General features: G+C 39.4%; 14 protein-coding genes and 1 pseudogene. 10 read left to right on the top strand and 5 right to left on the bottom strand.

Annotation, left to right across the window (positions count from 1 at the left end):
• The first annotated feature begins 11 nt into the window (after positions 1 to 11).
• The 5 genes from glgC (at position 12) to rluF (ending at position 6446) form a co-directional block, all read left to right on the top strand.
• A complete protein-coding gene (gene glgC / locus H5126_RS20220; RefSeq protein WP_002958601.1) occupies positions 12 to 1313 on the top strand; it encodes a glucose-1-phosphate adenylyltransferase in 1302 nt (433 codons plus the stop codon).
• Between the two features lie 80 nt (positions 1314 to 1393).
• Complete coding sequence (locus tag H5126_RS20215) at positions 1394 to 2929, top strand: glycogen synthase (protein WP_182721244.1); 1536 nt, start codon at positions 1394 to 1396, stop codon at positions 2927 to 2929.
• A gap of 89 nt (positions 2930 to 3018) precedes the next feature.
• Positions 3019 to 4233 (top strand): EAL and HDOD domain-containing protein, encoded by a 1215-nt coding sequence (locus H5126_RS20210; protein ID WP_182721243.1) that lies wholly within the window; start codon positions 3019 to 3021, stop codon positions 4231 to 4233.
• Between the two features lie 30 nt (positions 4234 to 4263).
• Entirely contained in the window at positions 4264 to 5334 is a 1071-nt protein-coding gene (locus H5126_RS20205; RefSeq protein ID WP_182721249.1) for a DUF418 domain-containing protein, read from the top strand.
• Positions 5335 to 5420: 86 nt separating this feature from the next.
• A complete protein-coding gene (gene rluF, locus H5126_RS20200) occupies positions 5421 to 6446 on the top strand; it encodes a 23S rRNA pseudouridine(2604) synthase RluF (protein ID WP_165724052.1) in 1026 nt (341 codons plus the stop codon).
• A gap of 22 nt (positions 6447 to 6468) precedes the next feature.
• Here the strand turns inward: rluF and H5126_RS20195 are convergent, their stop codons facing one another.
• Positions 6469 to 7053, bottom strand: coding sequence for a hypothetical protein (locus H5126_RS20195; RefSeq protein ID WP_182721242.1), 585 nt, complete (start codon positions 7051 to 7053; stop codon positions 6469 to 6471).
• A 343-nt stretch (positions 7054 to 7396) separates the two neighbouring features.
• On the bottom strand, positions 7397 to 7636 hold the full coding sequence (locus H5126_RS20190) for a MetJ regulator of methionine regulon (RefSeq protein ID WP_259413869.1): 240 nt from the start codon (positions 7634 to 7636) through the stop codon (positions 7397 to 7399).
• A 241-nt stretch (positions 7637 to 7877) separates the two neighbouring features.
• Between H5126_RS20190 and H5126_RS20185 the strand changes: the two genes are divergently transcribed.
• On the top strand, positions 7878 to 8210 hold the full coding sequence (locus tag H5126_RS20185; protein WP_024595073.1) for a PBPRA1643 family SWIM/SEC-C metal-binding motif protein: 333 nt from the start codon (positions 7878 to 7880) through the stop codon (positions 8208 to 8210).
• Positions 8211 to 8318: 108 nt separating this feature from the next.
• Here the strand turns inward: H5126_RS20185 and H5126_RS20180 are convergent, their stop codons facing one another.
• Both H5126_RS20180 and H5126_RS20175 read right to left on the bottom strand, forming a co-directional pair.
• Positions 8319 to 11387, bottom strand: a complete 3069-nt coding sequence (locus H5126_RS20180) for an efflux RND transporter permease subunit (protein WP_182721241.1) — start codon at positions 11385 to 11387, stop codon at positions 8319 to 8321.
• A gap of 2 nt (positions 11388 to 11389) precedes the next feature.
• The gene (locus tag H5126_RS20175) at positions 11390 to 12472 is read right to left on the bottom strand and encodes an efflux RND transporter periplasmic adaptor subunit (RefSeq protein WP_182721240.1); all 1083 of its coding nucleotides are present in this window, start codon (positions 12470 to 12472) and stop codon (positions 11390 to 11392) included.
• Positions 12473 to 12594: 122 nt separating this feature from the next.
• Here H5126_RS20175 and H5126_RS20170 point away from each other — a divergent pair, with 122 nt between their 5' ends.
• The 3 genes from H5126_RS20170 (at position 12595) to H5126_RS20160 (ending at position 14896) form a co-directional block, all read left to right on the top strand.
• Positions 12595 to 13491, top strand: coding sequence for a LysR family transcriptional regulator (locus H5126_RS20170; RefSeq protein ID WP_182721239.1), 897 nt, complete (start codon positions 12595 to 12597; stop codon positions 13489 to 13491).
• Positions 13481 to 13792 (top strand): MGMT family protein, encoded by a 312-nt coding sequence (locus H5126_RS20165; RefSeq protein ID WP_182694914.1) that lies wholly within the window; start codon positions 13481 to 13483, stop codon positions 13790 to 13792. Before H5126_RS20170 ends, H5126_RS20165 begins: the two co-directional genes overlap by 11 nt.
• Positions 13793 to 14344: 552 nt before the next feature.
• Positions 14345 to 14896 carry a hypothetical protein gene (locus tag H5126_RS20160; RefSeq protein ID WP_029753163.1) on the top strand — a complete coding sequence of 184 codons (552 nt, stop codon included), beginning with the start codon at positions 14345 to 14347 and terminating at the stop codon, positions 14894 to 14896.
• A 270-nt stretch (positions 14897 to 15166) separates the two neighbouring features.
• On the opposite strand, the gene H5126_RS20155 is transcribed toward H5126_RS20160, so the two are convergent.
• Positions 15167 to 16066, bottom strand: coding sequence for an SDR family oxidoreductase (locus tag H5126_RS20155; RefSeq protein WP_182721238.1), 900 nt, complete (start codon positions 16064 to 16066; stop codon positions 15167 to 15169).
• Positions 16067 to 16732: 666 nt separating this feature from the next.
• Here H5126_RS20155 and H5126_RS21680 point away from each other — a divergent pair.
• Positions 16733 to 16865, top strand: a pseudogene (locus tag H5126_RS21680) (Mobile element protein); the annotation flags it as partial.
• Between the last annotated feature and the right edge of the window lie 297 nt (positions 16866 to 17162).

Below are 17162 nucleotides of genomic sequence, written 5' to 3'. Positions count from 1 at the left end.
GAGAGAGTATTATGCCTAATTATGCAAATCGCTACATAAGTAGCCTAACCAGAGAAACTTACGCGTTAATACTGGCAGGCGGTCGCGGTTCTCGCCTGCATGAGTTAACCGATTGGCGAGCAAAGCCAGCAGTTTACTTTGGTGGTAAACATCGAATTATCGATTTTCCACTATCAAACTGCATTAACTCGGGTGTGAGACGTGTTGGTATTGCCACACAATATAAATCACATTCATTAATACGCCATGTAAACCGCGCATGGGGGCACTTTAAAAAAGAGCTAGGAGAGTCGGTTGAAATACTACCTGCATCTCAGCGCCAAGGTGATGATTGGTATTGTGGAACCGCAGATGCTGTTTTTCAAAACATAGATATTATTCGTCACGAGCTTCCTAAATATGTGATGATTTTGTCTGGAGATCATGTGTACCGTATGGACTATGGTGCTTTATTGGCTGAACATGTGCAAAAAGGCGCAGATATGACTGTGTGTTGTATTGAAGTTCCAGTAGAGGAAGCCGCAGACACGTTTGGTGTAATGACCGTTGATGAAGAAAATAGAGTGTGTCGTTTTGATGAAAAACCAGCAATGCCGAGCTCCGTACCCGGCAAGCCAGGTACATGTTTAGCATCAATGGGGAACTACATCTTTAATACTGAATTTTTGTTTGAGCAACTTAAAAAAGATTCTGAGAATGAAGGCTCTGGACGCGATTTTGGTCACGATATTATTCCAGCGATTATAGAAGAGCATAATGTATTTGCCTTCCCATTTAGAGATCCAAACCAAGAAGGGCAACCTTATTGGCGAGATGTAGGTACGCTTGATTCGTTCTGGGAAGCTAATATGGAACTGGTAATGCCAGAACCACAACTTGATTTATACGATCCAACGTGGCCAATATGGACTTATCAAGAGCAACTACCACCTGCTAAGTTTATTTTTGATGATGAAGATAGACGTGGTATGGCTTTAGACTCAACAGTCTCGGGTGGGTGTATTATTTCGGGCTCTGCGGTTAGAAAATCCCTGTTGTTTTCTAACGTTCACGTTCGCTCATTTTGTACCATTGAGCAGTCGGTTATTTTACCCGGTGCGGTTATAAACCGAGGTTGTAAAATTAAACGCGCAATAATAGATAGAAGCTGTGAAATACCGGCAGGTCTTGAAATAGGTTTTGACAAAAAAACAGATGAAGAAAACGGCTTTAGGGTATCTAAAAAAGGTATCGTTCTTGTTACACGTGATATGCTCACTGAGCTTGCAAAAAAGTTAGAACGCCAAGCGCGAGAAAATAAAAAGCTAGCGTAACAACAAGTTAGATAAGCACGACAACATAGCTTGCTCATTTGTGAGCAAGCTCACACAGGTTTAAAGGAAATAATAAATTAATGCATGTATTAATGGTTGCAGCAGAAAATGACGCGTTACCAGGCGCAAAAGTAGGCGGTGTGGCAGATGTAGTACGCGATGCACCTAAGGCTCTCGCAAAGCAAGGTATAACGGTTGATGTTGTTATTCCTGATTACGGGTTTGAGCCGCTTGAGCGTATTTATATAGGTGAAGTAACCGTTGCATTTAATGCTCAACCCCATGTATTAACCATTTTTAAAGTACAACAAGCCGAAAATAATGTAAGCCAAATTGTTATTAGCCACCCGTTATTTAGTGAATCAGGCAGTGTATATTGTAATGATGCACCGGGGAGGCCTTTTGCAACTGATGCGACTAAATTTGCTCTATTTAACGCAGCCGTCTGCGAAGCGTTATTACAAGGTGTATTAAAGCGCCCTACAGCGCTGCATTTACATGATTGGCACAGTGCCTGCGTTGCAGTTTTACTTAAGTTTGAGCCACGTTATAGCCCACTTAATACCTTACCAATTGCCTTCACAGTGCATAATATTGCACTGCAAGGTATTAGACCTTTCAACCATGATGATTCAAGCTTAGAGGCGTGGTTTCCATCACTTAGTTATAATGGCCAGCAATTATGCGACCCGCGTTACCCTCATTGTTTTAATCCTATGCGCAGTGCAATAAATCTATGCGATAAAATACATGTTGTATCGCCAACTTACAGCCAAGAGGTTCTTGAACCTAGCAATTACGAACATGGTTTTTTTGGTGGCGAAGGGCTTGAGCAAGATCTGCAAAATGCAGCAAGCCAAGGCAAGCTTGTTGGTATTTTAAATGGCTGCGAATATCCAAGCAATGCACTTGAAGGAGCAACTCTCGCAGACTTTTATAGCCAAGCTGAGAGTACTTTGTTTGGTTGGGTGGCCAATTACGAGCAGTTACAAAGTGGCTACTATATTGCCCACCAACGACTACAGCAATTTAAAGCAACGGTTAATAACGGTCCATTAGTTACAAGCGTTGGCCGTCTTACTGAGCAAAAAGTGTTGTTATTGTGCCAGCAGGTTAATGGGATTTTAGCTATTGATAAAGTGTGCCAATTAATTAGTGAACATAGCGGCAGACTTATTATTCTCGGCTCGGGTGACAAAGAGCTCGAAAGCATATTTACCAAAGCAATGGCGCGTAATTCCAATCTTTTATTTTTAAAGGGCTATGGGCAAGGTGTTGGCGATTTAATGTATCAAGTAGGTGACTTATTTTTAATGCCAAGCTCGTTTGAACCGTGTGGTATTAGCCAAATGCTAGCAATGCGAGCGGGGCAACCGTGTTTAGTTCACAGTGTTGGCGGATTAAAAGATACAGTTAAACACCACGAAAATGGTTTTAGCTTTAATGGAGATACGTTAGCAACGCAAACGCGTAATTTAATTAGCTGTTTAGACGAAACTCTCTTAATTAAAAAGCAAAATCCTAAAAAGTGGCATAAAATTAAGCACAGCGCAGAGCAAATGCGTTTTTCGTGGCCACAAGTGGCAACTGATTATATAACAACCTTATACCGGTAAATCGTTTCTGTACTTTAAAGTTTAGTGACAAATCTACCTGCTTAGGGTTTAATTACTTAGTATTATATAAAAGCTAAGAAGTAGGTAATGTGTCTGTATTTGTTGCAAGGCAAGCAATATTCAATCGAAGTAAAAAAGTAGTAGCCTATGAGCTACTTTTTCGTGATAGTCCAAAAAATTATTTTCCAGATATTGCAGAAGGCCAAGCAACAGCAAGGCTTATTATGGAAAATCAATTAAATTTAGGTACACGCCATATTACATCAGGCAAAAAAGCGCTTATTAATATAGGACCAGAATCACTAAAACTCGATTTATGTGCTTTCTTACCATGTCAAGACGTTGTGATTGAGCTGCTCGAAACCATAGAACCTACCGACGATAACTATGAGCTATGCCGAGGTTTATTTCATAGTAACTACAAACTCGCGCTCGATGATTTTGTATATAAACCACAATGGGATCGTTTTCTAAAGCTTGTGAAGCTCATTAAATTTGATATTGCAATTACACCTCTTAGCGAAATACAGCCCATAGTTACTAAGTTACAAGCGCATAAACAAATAAAAATACTAGCCGAAAAAATAGAAACACAAGAAGACTATGAGCTTGCCTTTGATATGGGGTTTGATTATTTTCAAGGCTATTTTTTTGCAAAGCCTACCATGATCAAGCAAAACGACATTGATTATAATTATGGTTTAGTCGTCGCTATTTACGCAGAAATAATGAAGCAAAGCCCTGACATTAAAACAATCGCAAGCCTGTTTGAGCTAGATGCTGCACTCGCATATAAGTTACTGAGATTAATAAACAGCGGTGTGTTTCCTATACAAAGCCAAATATCGTCATTAAAGCAAGCGCTCGTGTATTTAGGACACGAACGCCTTAAAAAGTTTGTGAGCCTTATTGTTACTGCTCATACAGCGGGTAAAAAACCTGCAGAGCTAATGCAAGTGTGTGTTGTACGTGCTCGTTTTTGTGAGCTTGTGGCAAAAAAGGTTAATAAAAGTCAGTCAGGCGAAGCATTTTTAACAGGATTATTTTCACTGCTAGATGCAATCCTTGATCAACCAATGAGCTTGCTTGTTGAAAAGCTACCTTTCCCTGATGAAATAAAAATGGCATTATTAGGGGACAAAAACACACTTTATTATATTTTGAACGTTGTTAAAGCATATGAAACAGGAAGCTGGTGGGCACTTGAACAAGCTGTACTTTTGCTAAATATAGACAGTGCTATACTACCTCCACTTTACCAGCAGTCAGTCGATTGGGCTGACAGTTATAAGAATAATATTTAACGGATAATAGCTTTAATGCGCAATTATAATATGGACTTTATTCGCGGCGTTGCCGTGCTTGGCCTTGTTTACATGAATGCTTACGCCTTCGGCATTTTTGAATATGGGTATTCCTCCTTAACTAATCCTCCTGTTAGCGACTCAATTATTCACACCCTTAGCAGCGTGTTTGTAGACGGACGTTTTAGAACGCTGTTTAGTTTGCTTTTTGGTGCTGGGCTTTACATTCAGTGGCAACGTTACAAGTCTGAAGTGCAGATAAAAAGCAGGCTCTATTGGTTAATCCTCTTTGGTTTAGCGCATGGTTTTTTACTTTGGGCCGGTGATATTTTATTTGTTTACGGTGTATCTGGCTGGTTTGTTATTAAATATTTAGAAAGTGATAGCAACGTACTTTTAAAAAGAGGGTTTGCATTTACCTTGTTGTCGGCTGTGATTACCTTACTTGTTATATCTAGCGTACCCGATGAAATAATTTACCGCGATACAGCACAGTTTATTGAATTATATAACCCACACTATATTGATTACTTTATTAGTAACCTTGCTATGAACACGTTAATGCTTGTTATGGTGCCAATAATGACAATGTGGATGTGCGTGGGCCTTATGCTCATTGGCATTTATTTATATAAACAAGACGTTTTTAGTAAAGGCTTAACGACTCAGCAATTAATAGTTTGCGGTGCAATGACCCTTGTTTTTTGTGGAATCAGGCTTTATGCATCACAGCTTAATGGCAGCTTAGGATATGGGGTGCAAGAATTTGTAAATATTTTTGCGGCGCTAGGTATGGCTACGCTGTATATTCATTTAATTGTTAAATTTTGCAATAACAGCGCACACGTTGGCACGCTTATTCAACAAGCGGGGCGCTTAGCATTTACTTTATATATTAGCCAAACACTCATACAACTGTTGTTATATAAAGTGCTATTTACGCACTGGGTGCTCAATTTTGATCGTATTGACTACTGGTTAGTTGCAACGGCATTAGTTGCACTGCAGCTCATATTTACCTTTATATACAGCCGCTATTTTAACCAAGGCCCGCTTGAATTTGTATGGCGTAAATTAACGAAAGCAAGAATTAATGCTTAAACACCTATAAATTTTAAATTAGGGGCGAAAAAATAGTGTGGGTGGTTTACACTACTCGCCTTAAAAATTACTACGCTATAAGTGCCATGACCGAATTAAAACGTTTAAATAAATTTATTAGTGAAACAGGATTTTGTTCACGCCGCGAAGCCGATAAATATATTGAGCAAGGTCGTGTCAGCGTTAATGGCTACTCGCCTGAAATGGGCGTAAAAGTAGCTGCTACCGATGTTGTATTAGTTGATGGCAAGCCACTTAAAGCCACACCAAAGCGCGTTTATATCGCTTACAATAAACCAGTTGGTATTACGTGTACTACCGAAAGTAAAATTCAAAGTAATATTATTCGCGCAGTTAACTATCCAACACGTATATTTCCAATAGGGCGTTTAGATAGACCTTCTGAAGGGCTTATATTTTTAACTAACGAAGGCGATATCGTTAATAAAATTTTGCGTGCGGGTAATAACCACGAAAAAGAATATGTTGTTACGGTTGATAAACCGCTTAATCGTCAGTTTGTTACAAAAATGGCCAATGGCGTGCCTATTTTAGATACCGTGACTAAAAAGTGTAAAGTGACACAAACTGCCCCTAAAGAATTTAAAATAGTACTTACACAAGGTTTAAACCGCCAAATACGCCGTATGTGTGAATATTTAGGTTACGAAGTGGTGACGTTAAAGCGCACTCGTATAATGAACGTAACACTAAAAGGTTTAAAGGTAGGGCAGTGGCGTCATTTATCTGATACTGAAATGGCGCAAATAAACGACTCGATTTCTGACTCAGGTAAAACTCAAGAACATTCGCTTGATGCTAATAAACAATCAGAAAATAATACGCCGTCGATTCCTAAAAAGCGTGATTTTCAGGGTGAAAATCCTCGCCGTTTTAATAAAGGCGAACAAAGTGGCGAGCGTAGTACTGAGCGAAATTCAAGTCGCAACTCTGATCGCAGTAATGCTAATGGCGAGCGCAAAAATGAGCGCAGTAAAGCACCTTATCAAAAGCGTTCTACCACGTATGTTGGTAAGCCAAAAAGTATTAAAGAGAACAAGTCGTCACAGTCAAAACCTAGCTCGGGGCGTACCCTTAGCTTAAAAAAATAATCTGCAGCTAAGTGGTATTCTACTACCACTGTATTTCTTGTACTATATTACCAAGTGGGCTTGTAACGCCCACTAAATTTATATTGTTATTTTGCAAAGTCACCAATTTATTCTTATCTAAATACCATCTAAAAGTGTATTTTCTGTAGTTCTGTAAACTAAGCACAGTTAGCGTTGCACAACTGTACTCATAATCATTTGGGCAACTACCTACCTCGAGTAATTGATGCTCTTGCTGCCATATATTATTGCTGTGTTTATTGGCCAATAATTTCACAGAAATACAAACTGACGTCCATAACCATAAGTAAATTAAAATGGGCAAAAACAGTGGTATAAATGCGCTGCGGAACTTCCCATGCTCAGCAATATAATTTTTAACTGTATGTTTAAATTCAAAGTTATTATTGTATTTTTTATATAGGTGCCTTAATAAAACAACCGACAACACTATCGCCGTTATTGGAAATAACGTAAATGTTAAGGTGTTATATATACTGTTGGGGATAAAAGCGGGGTCGGCTTGTTCATCCCATGCAAGTAAAACCAGCGGAGGTGCTGTTACTAAGAGTAATAAGGCGCTGTTGAAGAGTTGCTTAAAGGTCAAAGGGTATTCACTTATAAAATGTTGCTTGTATAAAGCCCAAATTAGCGCTTAATGTTTCGCTATTAAATGCTAAAGCCAATATAAAATAAGAGTATACCTAAATAAACAGCAATCGCCGATAACGAGTTTTTAGAGCGCAGGCGCTTAATTAGGGCGTGTTGACCTTTCGTGATTGATTTTGCAGCAGCGTGTTTGATTTTTAGGCAAGGCGGAGCCTATGTAGTGTGGTTATTCCCCATAAATTGGCGATAACGCAGCATAAAGACCAAACATGCGCTGCCCTTTGGGTTCTTTCTAGGGACGATTAACTCTTTGTTGCTCAGTTTTTACTTAGCCCACTAGGTTACAAACCTCGCGCCGCGATTAAATCGCCCCTAGATTGAACAAATTTCAATCCACAAAGATCAACACGCCCTAGATCGCGTGTGCCATCAAACATACCGGAAATAACCAGTAGTATGCCCCCTGTAAAACGGTAGTTGTTTAAGTTCACGTTACCATTCTCGTCAGTTATAAAGCGTAAATAACCAAAAAGTATAAAAATGCTGCCCGCTATTAGTATCGCAGTTTTAAAATTTTCCAAGGCTTTTCCATAATATTGAGTTAGATACTAAAACGGCACTAAGTTGAGTTATGATAATTTTACTATATTTCGAATTTAAATTTTGCCTAAATCCATTAAATGGCCTCATTATGTCGCTATATTAGGCGTATATACGCTAAAGCCTGATTTATATTGTGCATTATCAAGTACACTTAGTTATATGAAGGGTAAGCTGTTAAGATGCGCCGTCTTAATAATGCAGAAAGGTTATAGAAGTAACATGTCAAAATTTTTCTTTATGGGTAAGCCCGACATAATGGGTAAAAATAACAGTAATGGATTTGCACCAAAACGTACTGCAAAGCCAGGCACAGAGTTGCACCCGTTAACGCTAATTGTAAACTCAGTTGCACGACAATCAGAAATAGAAGCAATACTAGAAGAGCATTCGCTGTTTGCTTCAATTGAAGTTAAAGCTGAAGTACCAGAAGATATTCGCGAACTAGACTTTGCACTTAGCAAGTCAACACCACAAGTATTTGATAAAGTACCAGAGCGTAACGCACCTTGTGTATGTGGTAGCGGCAAAAAATATAAGAAGTGTTGCGGTTAGTTTCTTAACAACTAAATATGTAGCCTTTCTTTTTCATCGGTATTAAATAAAAATGCCACTGACCTTGAGCCAGTGGCATTTTTTAATGTTAACCGATTATATGCTTAACTACTTACGCGGTTCGTAATCAATTCTAAATATAACCGTGTACAGTACTGGCACTACAATTAGAGTCAAAATTGTAGCAAAGCCTAAACCAAACATAATTGTTACCGCCATTGACTGAAAAAACACGTCAAATAACAGCGGGATCATACCTAAAATAGTAGTTATAGCCGCCATAGCAACTGGGCGTACACGGCTCACACCAGAGTCAAACACGGCCTCATAGGGCGATTTACCTTCCCTTAATTCGAGATTTATTTGATCAACTAATACAATACCGTTTTTAATAAGCATACCGCTTAAGCTTAATAAACCAAGTAGTCCCATAAAACTAAACGGAGCATTCATAGCTAACAAGCCCGCGCTTACACCAATAATAGCTAACGGAACCGTTGCCCAAATCACAAGTGGTTGCTTAAGCGAGTTAAAAAGTAATACGGTTACTGCAAACATCGCTAAGTAACCCAGTGGTAATGAGCCAAATATTGCTTTTTGAGCCTTGCTTGAAGATTCAAACTCGCCGCCCCATTCCAGTTCGTAACCGCGCGGTAATTCCATGTTTTCTATTGGTCCGCGAATACGTGCAAATAGTTTAGCGGGTGTTTCGTCCCCTAATACATTGTGATCGGCCATTACTGTAATAGTTCGTTTGCGATCGCGGCGCATTATTAGGCTGTCTTCCCACTGCACATCAAATTCGTCTACAACTTGAGTCACTGGTACAAATACCCCCAATACTGGGCTGTATATTTGTAGGTCGTGTACGCTTTCTACGTTTAAGCGCTCGTTAGCAGGAGATCGTGCAATAATAGGCAGCAACTGCGTGCCATCGCGATATACGCCCACTTGTTTACCCGATAAACTTGTTAGTAATACATTGTCTAAGTCAGATTTACTAATACCTAAGCGGCGTGCTTTTTGCTCGTTAAACTGCGGGCGAATCATTTTAGTACGTGCACGCCAGTCATCACGAATATTGTACGCGCCATCGTCGTTACCAATAAGTTCTTCAGCTTTAGCAGCCAATTGTCTTAAAATAACAGGATCAGGGCCTGAAAAACGCGCTTCTATTTTTGCATCAGTAGAGGGGCCGATTTCCATTGGCTTAATTTTAAGCTGTGCAGAGAGTGCATGATTATTTGAGTAATCACGTACAGTTTGCATTACAGTCGCTACGGCTTCTCTGTTGGCTACACGAATAATTAATTGCCCGTACGCGGGATATGACTTTTCTGGTGCGTAGGTAAGCATAAAGCGTGGAGCGCCTTGGCCTGTTGTACTTGTTACTTCTTCAACAAGGTCTTCTTTTTGCAAAAACTCTTCAAGTTTTTTAACGCCCTCTAGGGTTGAGCGAATATCAGATCCTTGCTCTTGCCAGTAATCTACATAAAACATAGGTGTATTAGAGGCAGGAAAAAACGACTGTTTAACAGAGCCAAAACCAACAACCGCAGTACACAGTAAAACAACCATTAATATAAGCGTGGTTTTTCTAAAGTGCAGCGCTAAATCTAAAATCGCTTTGTAACCGTTAAAAATAAAACCTTTGTATGGGTCTTCATCTTCTTGGCCTTCTTCGTTTTTAAACTCGTTTTCTTTGAACATTAAATTGGCAAAAAATGGCGTTAACGTTATGGCTGTTATCCAACTTAATAAAAGCGAAATAAACAACACCCAAAACAAGCTGCCGGCAAATTCACCACTGGCATCAGAGCTTAAACCAATTGGCGCAAAGGCAGTGACTGCAATGACTGTTGCACCTAGTAAAGGCCATTTTGTTTGCTCAACAATATTAACCGCTGCTTTGAGTTTTGTTTGCCCACGTTTAAGGTTTATTAGTATCCCTTCGGTTACAACTATTGCGTTATCAACCAGCATCCCTAGGGCAATAATAAGTGCTCCAAGTGATATGCGTTGCAAGTCGATGGCAAACAACTTCATAAATATAAACGTACCCAGTACAGTAAGCAGTAAAATACCACCAATTAAAATACCGCTTTTTAAACCCATAAATAACAGCAGTACTACAATAACAATCGCAATAGCTTCAAGTAAGCTGATAATAAAACCATCAACCGATTTTTGAACCTCTTGTGGTTGGTTGTATACCGAATTTATGTCAATACCATGAGGGCGTTGATACTCAAGTGAAGCTAAGTGATCGTCAATGTGTTTACCCACATCAACTACGTTAACTCCTGACATAAACGACACGCCAATAAGCAAAGCTTGCTGAGAATTATAACGAATAACATTGTTAGGTACTTCTGCGTACTCTCTGTAAACCTTTGCTACGTCGCCTAAATAAATAAGCTCATTGGCACCAGGTTTTGAAATTAATAGCGTTTCGAGCTCTTTTACATCTTTAAATTCGCCAGTAGGGTGCAAGCGAATTGACTCATCGCCTACGCGAATTTTACCCGCATTAGAAACCGTATTTTGCGATTGCAGTAACTGAAATATATGACTTGGTGCAATACCTAATTGAGCTAATTTACGCGTTGAGACTTCAACCATTACTTGCGGTTGTTGCTCACCTGCAACCGTTACTTTACTTACGCCTTTAACCAAGACTAGCTCACGTTTTAAAAAGTCTACGTAGTCTTTAAGCTCGTCATATGAGTAGCCATCACCGGTTACCGAATACATAACACCGTAAACATCGGCAAAGTCATCTAAAATAGTACTTGGGTAAACGCCGCTGGGAAGCGAAGGGGAGAGGTCGTTAATTTTACGACGCATTTCATCCCAAATTTGGCGAAGTTGCTCTTTTCGATAAGTGCTTTTCATCTCTACCGAAATTTGCGACTTGCCGTTAGATGAAATAGAAGTAACGTAATCAACATAAGGTAATTGCTGAATCGCGTTTTCCAGAGGAAAAGTTACTTCTTCTTCTACTTGTTGCGGCGATGCGCCAGGGTACATGGTAATAACCATGGCTTTTTTAAGCGTAAACTCAGGGTCTTCTAATTGCCCTAAGTCAAAATACGACACGGTACCGCCAATTAATAGCAGCAGCGTAAACATCCAACTGATTACTTTTTTCTCTATGGAGAGTTGTGCAAAGCTCATAATTATAAGCCTCGCTCTTTATTCCATGCTCTTACTTTCATGCCTTCTTTTAGTGAATGCACACCGGCAGAAACAACAATTTGGCCTTCTTTAATACCACTTAACACCTCAATACCATCGCGGTGTAGCTGGCCAATTTTTACTGCTTGTTTATGTACTTGGCTAGTTTCTGAATCAAAAAGCCACACGTAGGCATTATCTTTAATAGACTCTTGAGGTTCAGAAAACACTGATTCGATTGGCAGTATTGTGTAAGACACTTGCGAGCGCGTTACTTTACTTAAATCAATAAATACACTGCCCGTCATACCCGCTAGTAAATTAAAGTCCTCAGGTACTGGTAGCGAAAACACAACTTTATAGGTAAGTGTTGCAGGGTCTGCTTGGGTATCCCACTCTTTAATATCAAGTGTGTATTCTTTATCGTCAAAGCCATCGAATTTTACAGTAGGGTGGTAATCAGTGCCTTTTTGAAAACGAGCGACTATTTTTTCAGGAACTTGGATTTCTACATCCATTAAATCGCGTGTTTCTAAACGCAATATATTTTGTTTGGCTTGAATGTTTTCAAAGTTTTTAACAAATACTTTTGCAACTGTGCCTGAAAATGGCGCGCGTAGCTCGCTGTACTCAAGGTTTGTTTGTGCAATTTTAAATGCAGATTCAGCAATTTGCATATTAGCAGTGGCTTGATCTAATTCTGATTGGCTGGTGATTTTTTTCTCAAACAATTGCTCAATACGGCCAAGTTGTGACTTTGCCAGCTCAAAGCGTGCTTTACGTTCGTCAAACTGTAACTGAAAATCTTCTGGGTCTAGTTTTGCTAATAAATCACCTTTTTCAACGTGTTCACCAGCAAGCACAGGGAACTTAACAAGTTCGCCGTTTACCCTAAAAGCTAGGTAAGAGCCTTGGTTTGCAACAACCTCAGCAGGAAAGCTGCGAATGTTAGTTTGCGTATCATGACCTATGTTGAATAATTTAACAGGGCGAATAGGCTCTTCTTTAACTTGTTGTTCTGGCTCAGAACAGGCTATTAAGCTAAGTAAGGTCGTTGTTAATAAACATAGACGAAAGAGTTTCATGTCTTCTCCGTTGCAATGATGGCAAAATAATTAAGTGCAGCATACGCTGCAAACATATAAAATAAAAATCATTAAATTTTAGAAACTCAATAAGTTTTACTTATGATGTTGCAGGGCGGTATATGAAGCTGAATCAATTAATAATTTTAGATGCCATAGTACAAAGCGCAAGCTTAAGCGGAGCAGCACTAAAGCTACATAAAACGCAGCCAGCGCTTACACTCGCCATTAAAAACTTAGAAGCCAAAATAGGATTTGAGTTACTAGACAGAAGTAAGTACCGATTACAGCTTACTGAAAAAGGGCGAATTTTTCACCGCGAAGCGAAGCAACTCCTGCATGCCAACGACGAGCTGGCACAACTTGCTGAAGAATTAGCATTAGGCAATGAGCCTCAATTTAGAATTTGTTACGAACAACTGTGCCATATGCAAAGTTACAACGAGATCATAAGTAATACTTTTAGGTTGTTTACTAGCACCGAATTTAGCTTAACAAGCGGAAAACGCTTTATCTCATTAGAGCAAGTAAACAGTGGGCAAGCCGAATTAGGCATTGGCCCGTGGTTTGACTTATTTCATGCGACAGGCGATTTAGAAAGCGTACCAATTGGCAAGCTTGCTATTGGCATTGTGAGCGCTAAAGGCGTACTCCCTCAAAAGCTCACCTATAACGAACTGCAAACGTATCCGTGTTTAGCCATGTTTGAAAGTGACTTGAGTATCGACAGCGACAGGCTATCGTACTCAAAAGGCTCCGCCATGATGAAAATTGATGATGTATCGACCTTAAAATCGTTTTTACTCTCAGGTGCTGGTTGGGCAATGATGAGCCTAGAGCACTGCGACACTGAAATAAAAGCAGGCTTACTTCAAGAAATACACATAACTGACCGAGAGCATAAGTTTAGCGCGCAAATTAGAGCCTTTAGGCAGCATGCAATGCACCACGGCCCTGTAGCGCGTACTATTTGGGAGCAATTTAAAGTACTTAGTGAGGCGTATTTAAATGAACGCTGATATTGATAAAGAAACACTTATTTATACTGTTATCGCAGGCATACCAATAGGAAAAGTAGCAAGCTATGGGCAAGTTGCTGCTCTTGCAGGCTATCCGCAAAACTCACGCTTGGTGGGGCGCTTATTAAAAGTGATGCCAAACGACTCAGTTATACCTTGGCACAGGGTGGTGAATAGCCAAGGTAAAATATCATTCCCTGAAGGTAGCGAAAAATACCAAGAACAGCGTGAAAAGCTATTATCAGAAGGCGTATTGTTTAAAAACGACAAAGTGAATATGCGCGAGTGCCGATGGCAGTAGAAGACAAGGAATGGCTTAATAATAGTATTTAAGCACTGTTACCAAACCAAGCATGTTGACCACTTTTTTATTTATGAAGTTTAGCAATACATATAAATAACCTGATATTTGAGCATTTAGTTTTATCTTCAATACAAGCTCCTCACTAACCTAGATTATCGATAAATGAAAAAGTTACAAAAAAGGGGCATATTTTCTACTTTCTAGCCATCAAAAATACAAAGAGGTGAGTCTAAAACTCTTCCACACCTACTTATAACTGCGTTTTCATGCAATCCACTAAAAATAAAAGTTTGGCATACCACTTGAAGTAACAATCTGTCGTAGAAAATAATGAGCATACCCGTGGTGGTTCAAGAGTTCGCTTTAATAGGTATCTCATATACAGCTAAGTAAAAATTCTTAAAGCTATAATAAAGGTGGCTAAGAACGTGTTTGAAGAACACGATTTATGCTCATCGGTACGTTATTAATTATCGAAATGACCAAGCGTATATATTTAGTTTTGAGTGTGACAATTTTTAAAAACTTGATTTTAAGGACTAACCAAATATGACTGACCCTACTTTAGTTATTTTAATGTACTTTGTGATCCCTATTTGGCTTGTAGCTGGCATTGCGGATTGGTTTTGTCATCGACGTAGTAATATTTCTACAACAAGTGGTGCAAAAGAGTCGTTTATTCATCTATTAATGTTTGCCGAAGTGGGTATACCGTTAATTCTTGTTTTAATTTTTGAAGTTAATAGTTTGATTATTGCTATTAGTATCTTGTTGTTTTTTATTCATGAACTTACAGCAATGTGGGATGTAACTTACGCGGTAAGTAAACGTAGAGTGGGGCCAATAGAGCAGCATATACATAGCTTTTTAGAAATGATACCGCTGTTGGCTTTAGTATTAATTATTGCGCGGCACTGGGAGCAATTTACAGCATTATTTACTCCAGGGGGCTTTCCACCTGAATTTACGCTCCAATTAAAAGAGTCACCAATACCAATAACTTACTTGATAACAGTGCTATTCATATCACTCGTGCTAGAGTTTATGCCTTATTTAGAAGAGTTCATTCGCGGTATACGTGCTAAAAAAGACAACGCATAAAACCAGTTTGATAGATAGGCATAAAGCCTAAGTTGACTGCTTAAGCAGCTCTAGTTGTTTAAGCAGCTTGTTTATGCGTGCTTAAATAGGCTCACTCAACCTCGTACTAAGTAAAATAGTGCAGTGGGTAACTCAGGCTTTTAGGGTGTTTATAACCACGGTTTCACGAATACTTAGTGGATTTTGTTTAGATGTGATGCAAAAAGAGTAGGTAATAAAAGCGGCGTATACTCGCCGCTATTATGTTGTTTAACAATCATCTGTTGATGATTAAGGTAGATGTTGCCCACCTGTCACGCCCATTATTTCAGCGGTAATGTAACTTGACTCTTGCGAAGCTAAGTATACATATGTTGGGGCTAGCTCGGCAGGTTGGCCTGGTCTACCTAGTGGCACGTTATCACCAAATTCGGGAAGTTTTTTCGCCGGTTGGCCGCCACTTTGTTGTAGCGGAGTCCAAATTGGCCCTGGAGCAACACCATTAACCCGAATGCCTTTATCTATTACCATTTTTGCTAAACTTTTAGTAAAGCTAGTAATTGCGCCTTTAGTTGATGCGTAATCAAGAAGTCCAGCAGAAGGCTGGTAACATTGGATAGAGGTTGTGTTAATAATACTTGCCCCGGGTGGCATATGCTTTACTGCGGCCTTTGTTATCCAAAACATAGCAAATACGTTTGTTGCATATGTTTGGCAAAATTGCGCGGTAGATAAATCTTCTAACTCGGCGACAAATTGTTGCTTACCAGCATTATTAACTAGTATGTCAATTGACCCCAAGTATTCAACGCTTTGAGCGACAAGACTGTTACAGAAATTTTCATCAGATATGTCACCTGCAATACCCCAAGCCTTGTTACCACTGGCTTTTAGTATATCGAGTGTTTCTTTCGCATCGGTTTCTTCGCTGGGTAAGTAATTAATAACAACTTCCGCACCTTCTCTTGCAAATGCGATGGCTACGGCTTTTCCAATCCCAGAGTCGCCGCCTGTGATCAAAGCTTTACGGCCTTTTAACCTTTCGTGGCCCTCATAGGAATCTTCGCCATGATCTGCTTTAGGTTTTAAAATTTCATCTAGCCCTGGGTCCGGTTGATTACTGTCTTTTTCGGTACGTCCCATCTGATATTGGCTTCTAGGATCTTGCATAGTAAATTGATTAGTTGGCATATCAAAGTCTCCTCAACGTAAAGTTTAAGTTCGATTAATTGTATGTAATCACAAAGAGCGTAATCTCAGACAGCACAGCAATGCTGTTACTTCTCTTTGCTTAGCGTGAATTGGGTGATGTAAAAAATATAAGAGGCGTGTGTGGTTATAAAATGTCGAAGCTAAAGAGCGACTAACTGATTTAGCACGAATAGCAATATTATAGTTAGCTTGTAATGCTCCCACTCTGTCTCTCCTTTAAAATTGACATTTTTAGCCGTTTACGTACACCGCCTTCTTTATAAAAAGCAATAGATATGCCACAGAGGTGCTTTAAAATATTAAGCTATGTTACTTATTTTAAAGTGTTTATATTTAAACTGGAGAAAATATAAGAGCGGATGACGGGTAAAAAGTGGATATTAGTACCGAAAATATTACACACCGTTCATTAAGCCAATCAAGTTGGGAAGGTGCGTTTATGGCTACACTGATGGGCTTATAATTAAGCCAGAAAATAGCAGCACGTTAAAGTGTGTCGTTAAGTGATATGCTAATCCCCCCCCCGAAAAATTATAGAAGCCAAATATAGAATTTTCACCTATCGCAAGTAAACGTGGCACTCGAACTAAATTTTGTACTTTTCGACGTTAGTTTTTCTTTAGTGTAAAAACAAGCTGGGTTTTCATGGTAATTGCAATAAAACGTCAAGTAAGTTTGTTTAATACAAAATATTATTACTTTTTATCACTGTGCGTGCACCGTGCTTTTTTTATGAGGCGAAGACCACTTTACAGGTAGGTCTTACGAACACCGCAGAGCCTAGGTTGAAGATAAATCAATTAAAAAAGGAAGAATCTTGATTTCTTACATTACAGTTTTTGAGAGGCTACTCATGGCTGTGTGCCAAAGTTCGGCTCAGTGCCAGTGTAGGTCGGATAAGCGAAGCGCCATCTGACAAAGTAAAATACCTTATCAATTATTATTAATACTTTATGTTGTCGAGTGGCTGGAGAGTGCCAATTGCGGACATTGTTAACGCTCGCCTAATACGCCTTGCACTGGCGGGCTTTTTGCGTTGCTTGCTAAAAGTGTGGCTGCCGGCAATGTAGGATTT

The organism is Pseudoalteromonas sp. SG45-3 (assembly GCF_014164075.1).
In the GTDB taxonomy this organism is placed as follows: Bacteria; Pseudomonadota; Gammaproteobacteria; order Enterobacterales; family Alteromonadaceae; genus Pseudoalteromonas; species Pseudoalteromonas distincta.
The sequence above is the reverse complement of the archived record's forward strand: the minus strand, read 5'-3'. Positions and strand labels throughout refer to the sequence as shown.